General features: G+C 62.4%; 12 protein-coding genes. 5 read left to right on the forward strand and 7 right to left on the reverse strand.

Features of this window, described 5'->3' with window-relative positions; translation table 11 throughout:
- Nucleotides 1-19: 19 nt before the first annotated feature.
- Nucleotides 20-2,521 carry a penicillin-binding protein 1A gene (locus tag ACAX43_RS08180; protein WP_370707905.1) on the reverse strand — a complete coding sequence of 834 codons (2,502 nt, stop codon included), beginning with the start codon at nt 2,519-2,521 and terminating at the stop codon, nt 20-22.
- 501 nt (nt 2,522-3,022) lie between these two features.
- Between ACAX43_RS08180 and ACAX43_RS08185 the strand changes: the two genes are divergently transcribed.
- From ACAX43_RS08185 to ACAX43_RS08200, 4 genes are all read left to right on the forward strand, one after another.
- Nucleotides 3,023-3,625: a hypothetical protein gene (locus ACAX43_RS08185; protein ID WP_370707906.1), complete on the forward strand. Its 603-nt coding sequence runs from the start codon at nt 3,023-3,025 to the stop codon at nt 3,623-3,625.
- A gap of 378 nt (nt 3,626-4,003) precedes the next feature.
- A complete protein-coding gene (locus ACAX43_RS08190; protein ID WP_370707907.1) occupies nt 4,004-4,684 on the forward strand; it encodes a PspA/IM30 family protein in 681 nt (226 codons plus the stop codon).
- Nucleotides 4,685-4,946: 262 nt separating this feature from the next.
- The gene (locus ACAX43_RS08195; RefSeq protein WP_370707908.1) at nt 4,947-6,143 is read left to right on the forward strand and encodes a tetratricopeptide repeat protein; all 1,197 of its coding nucleotides are present in this window, start codon (nt 4,947-4,949) and stop codon (nt 6,141-6,143) included.
- 277 nt (nt 6,144-6,420) lie between these two features.
- Nucleotides 6,421-7,911 carry a flavin-containing monooxygenase gene (locus ACAX43_RS08200; RefSeq protein ID WP_370707909.1) on the forward strand — a complete coding sequence of 497 codons (1,491 nt, stop codon included), beginning with the start codon at nt 6,421-6,423 and terminating at the stop codon, nt 7,909-7,911.
- Between the two features lie 153 nt (nt 7,912-8,064).
- Here ACAX43_RS08200 and ACAX43_RS08205 read toward each other — a convergent pair whose 3' ends face one another.
- Both ACAX43_RS08205 and ACAX43_RS08210 read right to left on the reverse strand, forming a co-directional pair.
- Entirely contained in the window at nt 8,065-8,844 is a 780-nt protein-coding gene (locus ACAX43_RS08205; protein ID WP_370707910.1) for a hypothetical protein, read from the reverse strand.
- Nucleotides 8,841-10,247: a selenium-binding protein SBP56-related protein gene (locus ACAX43_RS08210; RefSeq protein ID WP_370707911.1), complete on the reverse strand. Its 1,407-nt coding sequence runs from the start codon at nt 10,245-10,247 to the stop codon at nt 8,841-8,843. The genes ACAX43_RS08205 and ACAX43_RS08210 overlap by 4 nt, the downstream gene beginning before the upstream one ends.
- 677 nt (nt 10,248-10,924) lie before the next feature.
- Between ACAX43_RS08210 and ACAX43_RS08215 the strand changes: the two genes are divergently transcribed.
- Nucleotides 10,925-12,328: a methyl-accepting chemotaxis protein gene (locus ACAX43_RS08215; RefSeq protein ID WP_370707912.1), complete on the forward strand. Its 1,404-nt coding sequence runs from the start codon at nt 10,925-10,927 to the stop codon at nt 12,326-12,328.
- 58 nt (nt 12,329-12,386) lie between these two features.
- On the opposite strand, the gene ACAX43_RS08220 is transcribed toward ACAX43_RS08215, so the two are convergent.
- The 4 genes from ACAX43_RS08220 to ACAX43_RS08235 all read right to left on the reverse strand — a co-directional run bounded on the left by ACAX43_RS08220 (nt 12,387) and on the right by ACAX43_RS08235 (nt 16,490).
- A complete protein-coding gene (locus ACAX43_RS08220) occupies nt 12,387-13,205 on the reverse strand; it encodes an ABC transporter permease subunit (RefSeq protein ID WP_370707913.1) in 819 nt (272 codons plus the stop codon).
- Nucleotides 13,205-14,134, reverse strand: coding sequence for an ABC transporter permease subunit (locus ACAX43_RS08225; RefSeq protein ID WP_370707914.1), 930 nt, complete (start codon nt 14,132-14,134; stop codon nt 13,205-13,207). Before ACAX43_RS08225 ends, ACAX43_RS08220 begins: the two co-directional genes overlap by 1 nt.
- On the reverse strand, nt 14,131-15,297 hold the full coding sequence (locus tag ACAX43_RS08230; RefSeq protein ID WP_370707915.1) for an ABC transporter ATP-binding protein: 1,167 nt from the start codon (nt 15,295-15,297) through the stop codon (nt 14,131-14,133). Before ACAX43_RS08230 ends, ACAX43_RS08225 begins: the two co-directional genes overlap by 4 nt.
- Before the next feature lie 92 nt (nt 15,298-15,389).
- Complete coding sequence (locus ACAX43_RS08235; RefSeq protein WP_370707916.1) at nt 15,390-16,490, reverse strand: polyamine ABC transporter substrate-binding protein; 1,101 nt, start codon at nt 16,488-16,490, stop codon at nt 15,390-15,392.
- Nucleotides 16,491-16,672 lie beyond the last annotated feature (182 nt).

A 16,672-nucleotide genomic window follows, 5' to 3' on the forward strand; every position in this document is an offset into this window, starting at 1 on the left:
CCCGCACACGCTTGCCAGCTCAAGGTTTGTTGGACTCGAACAGATCCATGATCTGCTTCTTTTCGTTCGACGAGACGCTCGGCGGAGGCACCGCCGGCGGCGTCATGCCCGCCGGCCCCACGCCGCCGACCGCATCGCTCACACCGGCGGTCGGATTCGCCGAATCCAGACCGATGCTGGCCACGAATCCATTGCCCGGCGTCATGTCCGTATAGAACAGTTCGCCGTCGACCGAGGTCACGCCGTCCGGCTGCGCCGGCTCGCTTTGCGGCACACCGCGCAGCGCGCGCTGCATGTACTCGACCCAGATCGGCAACGCGAGTTGTGCACCGAACTCGCGGCTGCCGAGACTCTTCGGCTGGTCGTAACCCATCCACGCCACCGCCACCAGCGATTGCTGATAGCCGGCGAACCAGCCGTCCTTCGCATCGTTGGTCGTACCCGTCTTGCCCTGCAAGTCCGAACGATGCAGCACGTTGGTGCCCGCCCCCGTACCCGCGGTGGCAACCGAATGCAGCAGGCTGTTCATGATGTAGGCGTTACGCGGTTCGAGCGTACGCGGCGCATCCTTGCCCGCCGTCAGCGGTTGTGCTTTCGAGAGCAGCTCGCCGCGTGCATCCGTCACCTCGCTGATCAGATACGGGTTGATCCGGTAGCCGCCGTTCGCGAACACCGAGTAGGCGCCCGCCGATTGCAGCGGCGTGACGAGGCCCGCGCCAAGCGCCATGGGCAGATAGGGCGGAGTCTTGTCCGCGTCGAAACCAAAACGCTGGGTGACGAAATCTTGCGCGTACTTGGTGCCGATGAACGACAGGATGCGGATCGACACCAGGTTCTTCGACTTCTGCAACGCGAGGCGCATCGGCATCGGCCCGTCCGGCTGGTCGTCGTCCTTCGGCTCCCACGCGTCACCGCCGGGCGTGCTCGGCGGGAAGTACAGCGGCGCGTCGTTGATGATCGTGGCCGGTCCAATACCCTTGTCGAGCGCCGCCGAATAGATGAACGGCTTGAAGCTGGAACCCGGCTGACGCCACGCCTGCGTGACGTGGTTGAACTTGTTCTTGTTGAAATCGAAGCCGCCCACCAGTGCGCGAATCGCGCCGTCCTGCGGCGTCAGCGAAACCAGCGCGCCTTCCACTTGCGGAAGCTGCGTGATCTGCCATTTGCCCTTGTCGTCGGCGACGAGGCGCACGATCGAACCCGGCTTGATTTTGGTAGCCGCCGCCGCGCGCGCGCTCAGCGCGCTGGCCGCAAAGCGCAGGCCGTCGCCGCTGATCGTCACTTCGGTGCCGTCGACCAGCTGCGCCTTCACGTGCTTCGGACTCGCGTCGGTCACCACGGCGGCGATGAGCTCGCCGTTGTCGGGATGATCGGTGAGCGCGTCGTCGATGGTCTGATCGCGGTCGTCGCCCGGCGCGGGCAGTTGCACGAAGCCTTCCGGTCCGCGATAGCCGTGACGCCGCTCGTAGTCCATCACGCCCTTGCGCACCGCGCGATAGGCCGAGTCCTGATCGGCGGAATCGATCGTGGTGGTGACATTCAGGCCGCGCGTATAAGTCTCGTCCTTGTACTGTGCATACATCATCTGGCGAACCATTTCGGCGATGTACTCGGCATGCACGCTGTATTCGTTGCCCGGATTCTTGGTGTGGATCTCTTCCTTGACAGCCTGGTCATACTGGTCCTGGCTGATGTACTTCAGTTCGAGCATGCGTTTCAGGATGTATTCCTGACGGATCTTCGCGCGCTTCGGATTGACCACCGGGTTATACGCGGATGGCGCCTTCGGCAAGCCGGCCAGCATCGCGGCCTGAGCCAGCGTGATGTCTTTCAGATCCTTGCCGAAATACACACGCGCGGCCGCGGCAAAACCGTACGAGCGCTCGCCCAGATAAATCTGGTTCATGTAGACCTCGAGGATCTGATCCTTGGTCATCGCCCGCTCGATCTTGTACGCCAGCAGCATTTCGTAGATCTTGCGCGTGTAGGTCTTTTCGCTCGAGAGGAAGAAGTTGCGCGCCACCTGCATGGTGATCGTGCTCGCGCCCTGGGAGGCGCCGCCGTGCATCAGGTCGGAAACACCCGCGCGCAAAATGCCGACGAAGTCGACCCCGCCGTGCTCGTAGAAGCGATAGTCTTCGATCGCGAGGACCGCCTTCTTCATCTGGTCCGGGATGTCCTGGAAGCGCACGAGGCTGCGCCGCTCTTCGCCGAACTCGCCGATCAGCACGTGATCCGCGGTGTATACCCGCAGCGGCACTTTCGGGCGATAGTCGGTCAGCGCATCGAGCGACGGCAGTTGCGGCCCCATCACCACCAGCGCGTAACCGACGATCAGCGCCCCCACCACGGCGACAGTCGCCAGCAGGCCGGCGAACCAGATCGCGACAGTGACGCCAAAGGAGCGGCGACCGGCCTCCGCGTCGCGCGAAGCAGCGTTGCGTCCTGGAGTGCGGTGGTAGGCGTCCCGGTCTTCACCAGCCGGAGAATTTGAAGAATGCGGTCGTTTGATGATTGGCATGACTGGAATAGTGGGCGCGTAACTGAACGCCTTTCTGCACACGCTCCTGGCGCGTGCATGGATCGTGGTCGAGCATCGTGGCTTGAGGCACCCAACACCGCGCGGCCTTTTGCCCCCGGCCGGCCGCACGGCGCGCCTGGAACAGGCGTCCGGCGCAACGTAACAGCGCATTTTAAAGAAATCAAGCCCGGCGCAAGACAGTTTTTTTGTAAGAATTCCCTTCGCGCTATGGCAGGAAGGCATATCGCGGCAGTCACGCAAGCGCCCGGCGCGCCTCGGCCGGGGTTATCAACAGAAAATGTTGAAAGGCCTGTGGACAAGCCAGCCAGAAACGCCACAACTCATTGATGTCACGGGATTTTCATGGCGCGCCCGTTCCGCGTCGGTGCAACTCGTCATATGATGGACTCGGCGCGTGAGTCGTCACCGCCGCACGCGACGGCGTACGCCAAACGCACGCCTGGACCCGCCAATGCCAACAAACAAGTATGCGAGCCGACCATGAACAAGCCCAGCGAACGCATCGTCGTATTCGTCACGACCGCGCAAAAACGCGCGATCGCCACCACGGCCGAAAATCTGGGCATTAGTGTCAGCGAACTCATGCGGCGCGCCGTGTTGAGCTTCGGCGCGACCAGTGAACAGGTGAAAGCGGCCAGCATCGTCGACCGGTTGCGTGCGCCGCGCGCGCCCGACGCGCTCGATGCGGCGCTGCAGCGGGTCGCGCGCGGCACGGGGCACGCACGGGCGGCGGCGCCGGCGACCTTGCGAACCCGTGGTGGCAATGATTCTGCTGCGCCGGCGGAGAGTCCGGCCGCCTCGCACGCGGATGACGTGTCGGGCCCGCCCGCGGGAACAAGCACAGCACCGTTGCTGCCGGCAGACGTATTGGCCGCCCTCACCGCCACCCCGGAGGAAGTGGAAGCCGCCGCGGCAGCCGAAGCCGTGGCGCGTGTCGCCGCAGCCAAGGCGGCGGTCATTGCGGACGCGGTACCGGAACAAAGCGATACCAAGGTGCGGTCGCGCAACGTGCTCAAGCGTCCGCGTCTTGACGCCGCTCGGAACGAAGACGATCCGAGCACGGAAGGCGGCCGCTTCGCCTGAACGGATGGTGCAGGCAAGCCGCCACCGAGAATGGACGTTGCACATCGTTACATCCATTTTTATTCACATCCGCGACACCCATCGCGCGCAAAGTTGGCGATTGTGTCATCGCGCCCTTTAAGGCGGTTTTAAGAGATCGCGTGGTGTAATATCCGCCAGCGGCTGGGTGGGCCGCCGCGCGTTTTAACCGCCGAGGCTGCTTGCAATTCGGTTTGCGAAATCGGAAATTCGCAAGCCCCCCTATTGCAATCGGCGAGTGTGCCCCGAACTCCGGTCCGAACGCTGCGCAGCTTCGGGCGCAGCGGCGTAAAGTAGCATTCGAAAGCAGTTGAGCGCGCGGGGATCATTCAGCGCCGATTACATTCTTTGGAGGTTTTCATGTCGCTTTTTGACAGCATTTCGCGCACGCTTAAAGGTCTCCTGAACGACGCGGCCGATTCCGTGCAAGACCCGTCGCGCGACTCGCGCCAGATCGTGCGCGAACTCGACGAGAGCATCGCTAAAGCGGAGAACTCGCTGATCGAGATTCAGGCGCAAGTCGCCACGCAGCAAAGCAAACGCGATGTTGCCGCCGACAAGGCGAAGAAGTACGAAGACGGCGCCAAACGCGCGCTGCAATCCGGCGACGAAGCACTCGCCCGTGAAGCCCTCGGCGCACAAGCCACGGCCGAAGCCGAACGCGATGCGCTGGCTAGGGAACTGACCACGCTGGAGCCGTCGGTTGCGCAGTTGAAGAGCCAGATCGACGACATGCGCGGCCGTCGTAACGACCTGAACGCACGCTCGAACATTCTGCAAGCCAAGCAGCAGATCGCTCAGGCCAAAGACGTCGCGGCCACTGCGTTGGGCGGCATTGGCGGCAAGAATCTGTCCGAAGATTTCCAGAAGCTGGAAGACAAGGTCGCGCTGTCGAACGCCCGTTCCGACGCGCGCCTGAATTCGGCCGACGTGACGAGCGGCAAGGCGCTCGACGACAAGCTCGCGGATCTGAACCGCGGCCCCTCCGTCGAAGACCGTCTCGAAGCGTTGAAGAAGCAGATCAATACGCCGGCCCAGTAATTGCGTCGGCCGTATCGTGTTGGCGCAGTTGTCGGCGCGGTGGCTTGAGTCGTGAGCAGTTAGTCAGCAGTAGGTTGTTACGCAGCGTCGGCATGGTGCGCGACGCTGCGCGCTTCACCGGCGTTACGCGCGGGCTCGGACAAGACCGCGGCATACCTGCCACACGTCCTGTGTGGCACCGGAGGGCTGGCGGCGGTGCGCCGGCCGCCGGACCGCCGAAATCGATTGCCAAGGAGACGGGCGCCCCGCGCCCGGTCCGTAAATGAAAAAATTTCTCGCAACCGCATTCGCTTCATTGCTGTTCGTGTCGGCCGCGGCGTTCGCTGTGCCGACAGTTCAGCAGATCGAATCCGCCATGTCGCAAGGCAACTGGCAGCAGGCCGATGCCGGTTTGAGCGAAGTGCTGCAGGCACATCCGAACAATGCTCGCGCGCACTACCTGTACAGCCAGGTGCTCGATCGCGAAGGCCGTTCTGCCGACGCGCTCGCCCAGGTGCAACAGGCCAAGACGCTCGACCCGCAAATCCGATTCACCGACCCGACCCGTTTCGCGCAAACCGAGGCGCGTATCCGCAAGGACGCGGAACGCACCGGCGGCGCCGGTGGCGACACCACGAGCCGCGCGGCCAACCCGTTCGTGCAGCAAAACGCGCCGGCCGTGCAGCAGCAGTCCGCCATGGTGTCGCAGGCACCGCAACGGCATGGTCCCGGCATCGGCATGTGGATCGGCATCATTGTTCTGATCGGCGCGATCGCACTGGTGTTGCGCTGGACATTGCGCCGCGCCCGCTCGAAAGACGATACGCGCGCCGACGACGATCGTCGCGTGCAGCTCAAGCGTGCAACGGAGATGCTCAACACCGTGCGCTCGCTGAAGCTCGACGTGAAGCTCTCCACCGCGCCCGGTCATGAAGCGCTGGAGAAGGAAGTCGAAGCGACCGAAGACCAGCTGCGAGGTCTCGTCGAAACGCTGTCGAACAGCAAGAATCCGGTGCCGCCCTATCAGCTCGATGAACTGGAGCAGCGCCTCGGCAGCATGCGCGCGCGCGCCGACGGCCGGCCCGATCCGTATGCCGCGTCCGCCGCCGGCACGCAGCAGTCGCCGTATGCGCAGGAGGCCGAGCGTTTCGGCAACCCGCCGCAAGCGCCCTATCCGCAGCAAGGACCGTATCAGCAACAGCCGCCGGTCATCGTGCAACAAGGTGGTGGCGGTTTCGGCGGCGGCATGGGCGGTTTGCTGACCGGCGTGCTGCTCGGCGAGGCGCTGAATTCCGGACGTGAACGCGTCGTGGAGCGCGATGTGATCGTCGACGATGACGAAACGCGGCGCCGTGGCGGTGGCGGCAACAACGGCGGTGGTCTCGACTTCGGCCAGGGCTCGAACGACTGGAGCGATAACAGCGGTGGTGGCGTCGACATGGGCAGCAACGACGATTCCGGTGGCTGGAGCGATACCTGAGCATGACAGCGCCGCTTAAGCGGAAATCAATCCAGCGGCAATGACAACAGGCTCCTTCACGGAGCCTGTTTTTTGTCGATGACCTTTATGCACTCACTGACGTCACCACCCTCGCCGGCTGATGTTGCGCGAGCAGCACCGAACCCGCGAACAGCCTGATGATGAAACGCTCCGCCTACGCGACGTCGCCCTCCATTTCCGCCGATACCGCGATGCTGCAGCCGACACAGTTAGAGATAGGTAGACACCCCGTTTCGTCCACCTCCGGAGACCCGCTGTGACGCCTGCCTCATCTGCCCAAACCGCCACGCCCCGCATTGTCATTGTCGGAAGCGGCTTTGCGGGCATCGGCATGGCGATCCGTCTCCAGCAGATGGGCATCACGTCGTTCACGGTTTACGAGGCGGCCGCCGATATCGGCGGCACGTGGCGCGACAACACCTATCCCGGTGCGGCCTGCGATGTGCCGTCGCATCTGTATTCGTTTTCGTTCGAGCCGAACCCGGCATGGTCGCGGGCGTTCGGCAGCCAGGCGGAGATCCTCGCCTACCTCAAGCATTGCGCGCGCAAATACGGCGTCGATCGTTACGTGCGCTGCAATGCGCACGTGGCCTCGGCGCGTTTCGACGAAGCGCGGCAAAGCTGGCAAGTCGAGATCGATTCGAACGGCACGCGCGAGCGCATCGAGGCCGATGTGGTGATCGCCGCGAGCGGCCCGTTGTCGCGGCCGGCCATGCCGCGGATCGCGGGGCTCGAGCGCTTCGAAGGCAAGCTGTTTCATTCGGCGCGGTGGGACCATGACTATCCGCTCGAAGGTAAGCGCGTTGCGGTGATCGGCACCGGCGCGAGCGCGATCCAGTTCGTGCCGCGGATCCAGCCGCGCGTCGCGCGACTCGAATTGTTCCAGCGCACCGCGCCGTGGATCATGCCGAAGCCCGACAAACCGATCGGTCCGCGCGCGCACTGGCTGTTCCGACATCTGCCTTTCACGCAGCGCTTCGTGCGCAATACGATCTACTGGCAGCTCGAATCGCGTGCGATTGCGTTCGTGGTCAATCCGAGGCTGATGAAGTTGCCGATGAAGTTCGGCTTGAGCTATCTGGAGCGGCGCGTCAAGGACCCGGCGCTGCGCGCCAGGCTGACGCCGAACTACCGGCTCGGTTGCAAGCGCGTCCTGCTGTCGAGCGATTACTATCCGGCGCTCAACCAGCCGAACGTCGACGTGGTGACGACCGGCATCCGCGAAATCGTCGCCGATGGCATCGTCACCGAAGACGGCGCGCATCACCGCGCCGACGCGATCATCTGCGGCACCGGCTTCCAGGTCAACGACGTCGGCGCGCCGTTCGAGGTGACCGGCCTCGACGGCGCCGATCTCGGCGCGATGTGGTTACGCGACGGGCCAGAGGCCTACCTCGGCACCAGCATCGCCAATTTTCCGAACTTCTTCATGATCGTCGGCCCGAATACCGGGCTTGGCCACAACTCGATGATCTACATGATCGAGTCGCAAGTGCAATACATCGCCGATTGCCTGCGCGTGCTGCGCCGACGCAAAGCGCGCACGATGAACCTGCGGCCCCACGTCCAGCGCGATTTCAACGCGCGTCTGCAGAAGGACATGCAGCACTCCGTGTGGGTCAGCGGCTGTCATAGCTGGTATCAGACGAAGAGCGGCAAGGTTACGGCGGTGTGGCCCGGCTTCACCTTCAGCTTCCGCAAACGCACGCGGCGTGTGCGGCCGCACGATTATCACTTCGTGCCTTGACGCCGCATGCGGCTGAGGGGCCGCTCGCGATAGATGCACATGCACATGCACATGCACATGCAGATGCAGATGCAGATGCGATCTAACTCGAACTGGAGGGAGACAGGAACCATGGCAAGCACCGACTCCGCAACGTCCGCATCAACAGCGCCGCTATCGCCCCGCTCGCTCGCCGCGCACCTCGGCATCACCAGCGTGCCGCGCGCCGAATTGCAGCGGCGCTGCACGCACGGCGGTTCGAAGTTCGCCAAGGTCATGGGCGCCTGGTACCGCGGCATTCAATGCCAATGAGAGCGTGCCAACCAGGATGAGGCTTGATGCCCAGATCGCGTCCAGATTGAACCAGCTCCTTGACACGAACTTCAGCCCCAGGTAGCGGTAGACCAACCAGGCGAGGAGTCCGCCGACCACAATCATGGCGGTGGCATGGACGCCGGAGACAAGCAGCGCCATGCCCAGATTGGCGTCGATCAGGGCCCGCGCGGCCTGATGCCCTTGATCCAGGTCGTAGGACCGGCAAAGTCCGAGGTAGATAGGTACGAGCATCAGTCCTGCGCCGTGCGCGATGGCAACGGCGAAGGACCAGAGCGCGAGCCGCGACGGTGGGATGCGCGCGAGTACTCGCGGATGACGTCGCCAGACCAGAAGGAAGGCACCGAAGCCGATGACGAGCACACTCGCGCCGATCTGGATCTCGCGCTGCCAGGCGAGCAGGATCGCAAGCATGGCGAACGGCACCATCACCACGAACATTGCCAACACGTGCCCCGCCGCGAGATATAAAAGCGCGCGGAAGAGCGCCCCGGCACGTCTGTCCATCAGCCCGCTCGAAACGGCGAGCGGCCATCCCATTGCCGGGTTGGCCCCGTGATAGAGACCACTCGCCACGACGGCTAACCAGAGGCCGGCCTGTGGCCAGCTGCCCTCGATCAAGTCCCCACCGACGGGTAACAGAACGAATCGGTCGAGCAGTCGCCGCCTTCGAGCCGGATCTGGTGAGCCCGGTATCCGTCGGGAAAGGTCACCCAGTAGTCGTCGGCCAGCGCGAGGCCACCACCAGGTTCAGCCCGGGCCATGACCTGTGCCGCGGGCACGCCGTCCGGGTAGAACTGGTTGTCCCACGTCGAGTAGAGCGAGTTCGTCCAGTAGACCCGCTTCCCGTCGCGGCTGATCTCGACCATCTGCGGACCACCGGCGAACGTTTTGCCGTTCGGGTGCGGCGTGCGCCGCACGATCCCGCCGATGTGGACCGATCCCGCGAGCTTCGGTTTCCGGGGTTCCGTCACGTCGTACTGGCGCATCTCGCCGGTTCCCCAGCAGGCGACGTACAGGAATTTGTCGTCGATGGAGAGATCGATATCGGTGACGAGCGGGGGCACCGCGCCGAATCCCTGAAGCAAAGGTGGAAGCCGTTCCGCGGCTGCGGGCTCCGGCGGAATGGTCGCGGTCTTCTCGATGTGGAACGTTCCGCCCTCCCGCCACCAGGTCCAGATCGACCCTTCCAGGTTCGTCGTGTCGACCACCACGCCGATGAAACCATACTCCCGGCGGGGATCGTGCGCCGGCCGCACTTCGAGCGCCATCTGGTGGTTCGCGCCGAGATCGATCGTCTGCACGTTGCGCCTCGCCCGCAAATCCCAGAAGTGGATGCGGTGCCCGTACTTGTTCGACAAAAGGTCTTCGGGGACGATCCCGTTCTCGAATTGCGGCGGCAACGCCCACTCGCTCGACACCATGTAGTCGCGCGGCAGGTTCCACCAGAAATCGTAGTGTTTCTCCTGCGACCCGCGATCGATCTCCCAGCGGCCGAGGACATCGAAAGTCTCGCAGTCCATGATGAAGATGCCCGGAGGACCGTCCGTGCCATCCTTGCCGCCGCCGCCGAGCGTGCTGACGTAGATGCCTTCCGGTCCGCAATGGACCGTGTGCGGACGCGAGTAGCCTGTCTTGCGGAAGATTTCCTCAGGTTCGATGATCTTGTGGATTCGCGCCTGGGTCGGATGGGGCTTGGTGTCCACGATGTAGATGCGCGAGGAGCGCATCCCCGGAATGATCAGATAGCGTCGCTCCAGGAAGGCGTGGCCGGTCAGCGGCGACAGTGACGATGAGCAGGCATTCCATCCGAAGTGATGGAATTCGTCGCCCTTATTCGGCACCGGCACTGTATGAACCACCTGGCTGTAGGTCGGCGAGCCGGGCTTCACGTCGATGACGGCGAGCGCGTCGGGCTGCGAAAAATCGGGGCTGAGCAGCAGCGTGTAGGCGAAGTCTTCCACTGGCGCATCCATCGCGAGTTTCGGCGATGCGTGGAACGTAGGATCTGGACGCACTCCCATGAGGGCTCTCCTTGGTTATGGGGTTCGGAGCGCAAGACATCCGAATATTCATTAACCTTAACGGGCGCTGTTTTCAGAGTGAGAACGCTCGTCAGTCTGACAACGTTGCAAGTACAGGGCGCGCCGCAAGCAGCGCGCCCCGAGACCGAAGGGAGTGCAATTCAATCAGGATTATGCGCCTCTGAGAACATTCTGTATGAGCGCGGCGACAGGTCGGTATTGGCCAACAGCGTCGATCAGCTTTAGTCCAAAGCTTCACCGGCAAGCAGCCATTTCATTGCGCGCGGTTCACGACGATGTTCAACCGCCGCCGAGCAACCGCAGCAGGCTCCAAAGAAATTTGCAGAGCATCACGAGCAGCTCCCACACGTGAGAGAGTTGCTGCCAGCCCGAAACGCGTACAAAGGAGTCGATCATGGTCCGCAGGTGAGAGGGAGGGCTGCGAGAAATGGGCGGCACAGCCACTTGCAGAGCCGTGCCAGTCCAAGGGCTGGCCGACGCACGCGTGCCGCGTACCGGGCGTGCCAGCGCCCTGCCCGATCCCACATCATAACGACTGCGGGATACTCCGTATCAAGTCGATTGAAAGCGTGCCGTAAATGCGTCGGGAAGACGCGGCATCCGCACGGAATGACCGCGTTTTTGACCGCGCCAACCGCGCCATCAAGGAGACGAGCATGACGCGTTTCAGCTTTCGCCGGACCGGTCGTTCGCAAACGGTCGTCGGCGATATTGCCGCGCAAGCCGGCAAACTGGGAATCGAAATCTGTGACGTGTCGGGCCACGTCGAGGAAGTCGCCGCGCGCGTGCAGCACCAGGCGCAGGTATGCCGCGCGCTGCGCGAATCCGCCGCGCAGACCCTCGCGGGGAACCATCGCATTGCCACGGCCGCGCGTGAAATGCGCAGCGTGTCGGCCGAAGCCGCGACCGGCGTGCAGGAATCGCAGCAGACGCTGGAAGCGTCGCTGGCCGACATCCACGGACTGGTGGAGGGTGTGACGGTGATCGAGAGCCAGATCGGTGCGTTGCGCAGCGCATTGGCCCATGTCAGTCGCGTCTCCGAGGAGATTTCGCTGATTGCCCGGCAAACGCATTTGCTGGCGCTGAACGCCGCGATCGAAGCCGCGCGCGCCGGCGACTCCGGCAAGAGCTTCGCGGTAGTGGCAGCCGAGGTCAAGAACTTGTCGGCGAAGACCGCGCAGGCGACCGGCCAGATCGAGCAGACGCTGGCGCAACTCACTCAGCAGACCGAGCAGTTGATCAGCGAGGGGGCGGTGAACACCGTGCGGGCGCACAGGGTACGCGAAGGCACTCGCAAGATCGGCGACGTCGTGCACGCGACGGGCGATGCGATCACGCAGCTCAACGAGGAGGCTGGGCAGATTGCCGCGTTGACCGGTGAGATCGAAACGCAATGCAACGGGCTCGAGGCGCAGGTGCTGGAGATGGCGAGCGGTGTCGAGGATTCGAGCGAGAACTTTGTGCAGGCGAAAGACCGGCTGGGGAATTTGCTCGGCGTGTCGGAGACGTTGATCGAGCTAACCGCCGCAACCGGGGTCGAGACCACGGACACGCGCTTTATCGAAGCGGTACAGCAAGCCGCGGCCGCGGTGAGCAAGGTCTTTGAATCGGCCGTCGCCCAGCGCGAAGTATCGATTGACGATCTCTTCGATCAGCATTATGTGCCCGTTGCCGGGAGCAATCCGGCGCAGTTCCTTACCCGTTTTACGGCTTTTGCCGATCGGGTTTTGCCTGCGATCCAGGAGCCTTTCCTCGGGCTCGATCCGCGCGTGGCGTTTTGCGCCGCTGTCGACGTGCGGGGTTATCTACCCACTCACAATCTCAAGTTCTCCTTGCCGCAGCGCGAGGACGAGGTCTGGAATATGGCGAATTGCCGGAATCGGCGGATGTTCGATGATCGCACCGGCATGGCGGCTGCCTCGCATACCAAGAAATTCTTGTTGCAGACGTACCGCCGCGACATGGGCGGCGGCCAGTTTGTTTTGATGAAGGATGCGTCGGCGCCGGTGTTTGTTGCCGGCCGGCATTGGGGTGCGATTCGGATCGGGTATAAGGTTTGAGGGGTTATTTGTATTGGCCCACGCGGCGGCATGGTCTTCGCGCCGCATGGGCAAGAACCTAAACCGCCATGACCGATCTTTTTCTCTCGGCCCGCTGCATAAAATAATTGGCCGCCACGACGCCAACCGTAACCACGGCAATAAACAGCGTGGCAAGCGCATTCATTTCCGGATTCAACCCAAGCCGAACGCGGGAGAAAACGACCAGCGGCAGCGTCGTCGACCCAGGCCCGGACAGGAACGCCGACAACACCAGATCGTCAATCGACAAGGTGAACGACAACAACCAGCCGGAAACGAGAGCCTGCGAAATCAACGGCAGCGTGATGAAGAAAAATACCCTGAGCGGTGTCGCCCCAAGATCCAGCGCGGCTTCTTCGAGAGAAGGATGCAACTCCTTCACGCGGGACTGCACGATGATGGCCACATAGGAAATACACAGCATCACGTGGCCGATCCAGATCGTGAAAATGCCACGCCCGGCAGGCCATCCCAGCCACTTGGCCATTTCGATGAACAACAGCAGCAGTGAGATCCCCTGAATCACCTCGGGAATCACCAGCGGCGCATTGATCATCCCGGTGTAAAGCGTAAAGCCACGAAACCGTCCCATCCGCGCGAGCACAAACCCGGCCCATGTGCCGATCATCACTGAAGCAAACGCCGTGAGCAGCGCCACGCGCAACGAGAGCCACGCGGCGGCGATCAACTCATCGTCCTGCAACAACGCCGCGTACCAGCGCGTGGAAAAGCGCGTCCACACCGTGACCAGTTGCGATTCGTTGAACGAATACACAATCAGACTCACGATCGGAATGTAGAGGAATAAAAAACCAATCCCCAAGGCAATGAACTGCAAAATCCGGTTCGGCTTCATCAGCGCCTTTCCTCCATCGCCTTCGCTTGCGCGTACTGGAAAAACGCCATCGGCACCAGTAACAACAACACCATCGCACACGTCACGGCAGACGCCATCGGCCAGTCGGCATTGTCGAAGAACTCGTTCCACATCACCCGGCCGATCATCAACGTGTTCGCGCCACCGAGCAATTCAGGAATCACATACTCGCCCACCGCCGGAATGAACACCAGCAGACAGCCGGCAATGATGCCGTTTTTCGACAGCGGCAAGGTGATCTGCCAGAACGCCCGCCATGGCTTCGCGCCGAGGTCGTAGGCGGCTTCCAGCAGTGTCATGTCCATCTTCACCAGATGCGCATACAGCGGCATCACGAGGAACGGCAGGTACGAATACACCATGCCGATATAAACCGCCGTGTTCGTGTGATACAGCTCGATCGGCGAATGGATCAGCCCGATCGACATCAGGAAGTTGTTCAGCAATCCGTTGTTCTTCAGAATGCCGATCCACGCATACACGCGAATCAGAAACGACGTCCAGAACGGCAACATCACGGCCATCATCAACAGATTGCGGCTCGCCGGATTCGATCGGGCGATGTAGTACGCCATCGGATAGCCGATCAGCAAACACAGCAACGTGGAGATCCCCGCGACCACCACCGAATTCACATAAGTCGCGAAGTAAAGACTGTCGGTCAGCAGAAACGCGTAATGCGACAGGTCCAGCGCGACGTGAATCACACCATCCGTGAAGGTGGTGAGTTCCGTATAGGGCGGAATGCCGAGCTGCAAATCGGCGAAGCTGATCTTCACCACCAGCAGAAACGGCACGAGGAAAAATAGCAGCAGCCAGATGAACGGGCCGGCCACTACCGCGGTGCGGCCGGTCAGGTTGAAGCGGCGCACCGGCCCCGATGCCAGAGAACTGATCGAGCGTTTCATGACGTCAGCACCACGCCGGCCGATGCGCTCCAGCGCACATAAACTTCGTCACCCCAGGTGGGCGGATCGATTTCCGTCAACGCGAGGCTGGTTACGTTCGCGATCACCATTTTGCCGGCTTCGAGCTTCACGTGATAAAGCGAATAGCCGCCCATGTAAGCGATATTCGTGACGACGCCCTTACCCCAGTTGTACGCGCCTTCGGGCGGCTTGCGGGTCAGCGCGATGCGTTCGGGCCGCACCGAGATCGTTACCGGCATGCCGAGCGGCCCGGTGATGCCATGGCTCACGTAGAGGCGGCACGGCAGATCCGGCGTTTCGATGAACACGTGATCGGGTTCGTCTTCGACGACGTTGCCGTCGAACAGATTGGTCGAGCCGATGAACTCGGCCGAAAAGCGGCTGTTCGGATATTCGTACACTTCATGCGGCGTGCCGAGCTGGACGATCTCGCCTTCGCTCATCACGGCAAGACGATCCGCCATGGTCATCGCCTCTTCCTGATCGTGCGTCACCATCATGCAAGTCACGCCGACCTGGTCGAGAATGTTGAGCAGTTCGATCTGCGTGCGCTGACGGATCTGTTTGTCGAGCGCGGACATCGGCTCGTCGAGCAGCAATAGCTTCGGCCGCTTGACCAGCGAGCGCGCCAGCGCGACGCGCTGCTGCTGACCGCCGGAGAGCTGATGCGGCTTGCGCTTCGCAAAACGGCCCATCTGAACCAGGTCGAGTGCGGTCTGCACGCGGTCTTTCAGTTCCGCCTTCGGCACCCCTTCCTGCTTCAGGCCGAAGGCGACATTCGCCTCGACCGTCATGTGCGGGAACAACGCGTACGACTGGAACATCATGTTGACCGGCCGACGATACGGCGGCAATTGAGCGAGGTCTTCGCCGTCGATCAGGATCTTGCCCGACGTGATCGATTCGAGGCCGGCCAGCATGCGCAACAAGGTCGACTTGCCGCAACCGGAACTGCCGAGCAGCGCGAACAGTTCGCCCTTTTTCACCGACAGGTTGACCCCTTTGACCGCCGCGGTCTCGTCGAACTTCTTCACGACGTCGACGATCTGGACGAAATTGTCCGCTGCGTTGTCCGCAACGGCGTTCGGGCCCGGGGACGGCGCGGCGGCCCCTGCCAGCGCGCCCGACTGGTCACTACTCATCACAATGCTTTACTCCGGCGTTTGACGAACAAAGCCCCCGGTGGACACCGAGGGCTTCATGATGATGCTTACCCGTGCATGCTGGCCGCGGGTTAGCGGCCGGACTTGAATTCAGTCCACAGCCGCGTTTGCAGCCGCTGGATTTCAGGCGGCAGCGGCTTCAACAGGAACAGGGTCTTGATGACTTCAGGCGGCGGGTACACGGCCGGGTCGTTCGCCACGTCCTTGTCCACGTACTTGCGCGCTTCGAGGTTGGCGCTCGGATAGTAGACGGCGTTGGTGATCGCGGCGTGGACCTGCGGCGTTTCGATGTAGTTGATCCACTCGAGCGCGGCTTCCTTGTTCTTCGCGTCCTTCGGAATCGCCATCACGTCGAACCATACCGGCGCGCCGCCCTTCGGAATGTAGTACTCGACCTTGAACGGCTTCTTCGCTTCGACCGCGCGATGCTTGGCGATCACGACGTCGCCCGACCAGCCGTACGCGAAACACACGTCGCCGCCGACCAGATCATTGATATAGCCCGACGAGTTGAACTGCGTGATGTACGGGCGGATCTTCTTCATCATCTCGAGCGCGGCGCGGTAGTCGGCCGGATTCGTGCTCATCGGATCGCGGCCGATGTAGTGCAGCGCGGCGGCGAACATCTGGTCCGGCGCGTCGAGCACGGACACACCGCAGGCCTTCAGCTTCGAGATGTTTTCCGGCTTGAAGAGGACGTCCCAGCTGTCGAGCGGAACGTTCTTGCCGAGAATCTGCTGGGCCTTGGTGACGTTGTAGCCGAGGCCGGTCGTACCGTATGCCCAGGGCACCGTGAACTTGTTGCCCGGATCAGCGCCGGCCACCAGCGCCATCAGCGAAGGGTCGAGGTATTTCAGGTTCGGCAGCTTCGATTTGTCGAGCGGTGCGAAGATGCCCGCAGCGATCTGCTTGCCGGCGTAATTGCTGGTCGGCACGACGATGTCGTAGCCCGAATTGCCGGTGAGGAGCTTGGCTTGCAGCGTGTCGTCGCTGTCATAGTTGTCGTACTTGACGTGGACGCCGGTCTGCCTGGTGAAGTTCGGAATGGTGTCCTTGGCGATGTAATCGGACCAGTTGTACACGTTCAATTGCGTATCTTTCGCAGCAGCCGTCAGCCACGGCGTCGCGCACAAGACCAGCGCGGCCACTTGCCCTACTACCCGTCTTTTCATTCCGTTCTCCGATCCGGACCGGCGCGAGCCGGCCAATTCCTCACTCACGCCGCGGCATACCGCACGCGGCTCCCCTGAAAAAAACAAAAACTACCATTAATTACTGCGCGCACCAAAAAAATACCAGGCTGTCGCGCAAACGGCACAGCGTAAGCCGTGCCGCTACAAAATGGGCGCAATTT

Origin of the sequence: Paraburkholderia sp. IW21 (assembly GCF_041321145.1) — a bacterium.
GTDB lineage: Bacteria > Pseudomonadota > Gammaproteobacteria > Burkholderiales > Burkholderiaceae > Paraburkholderia.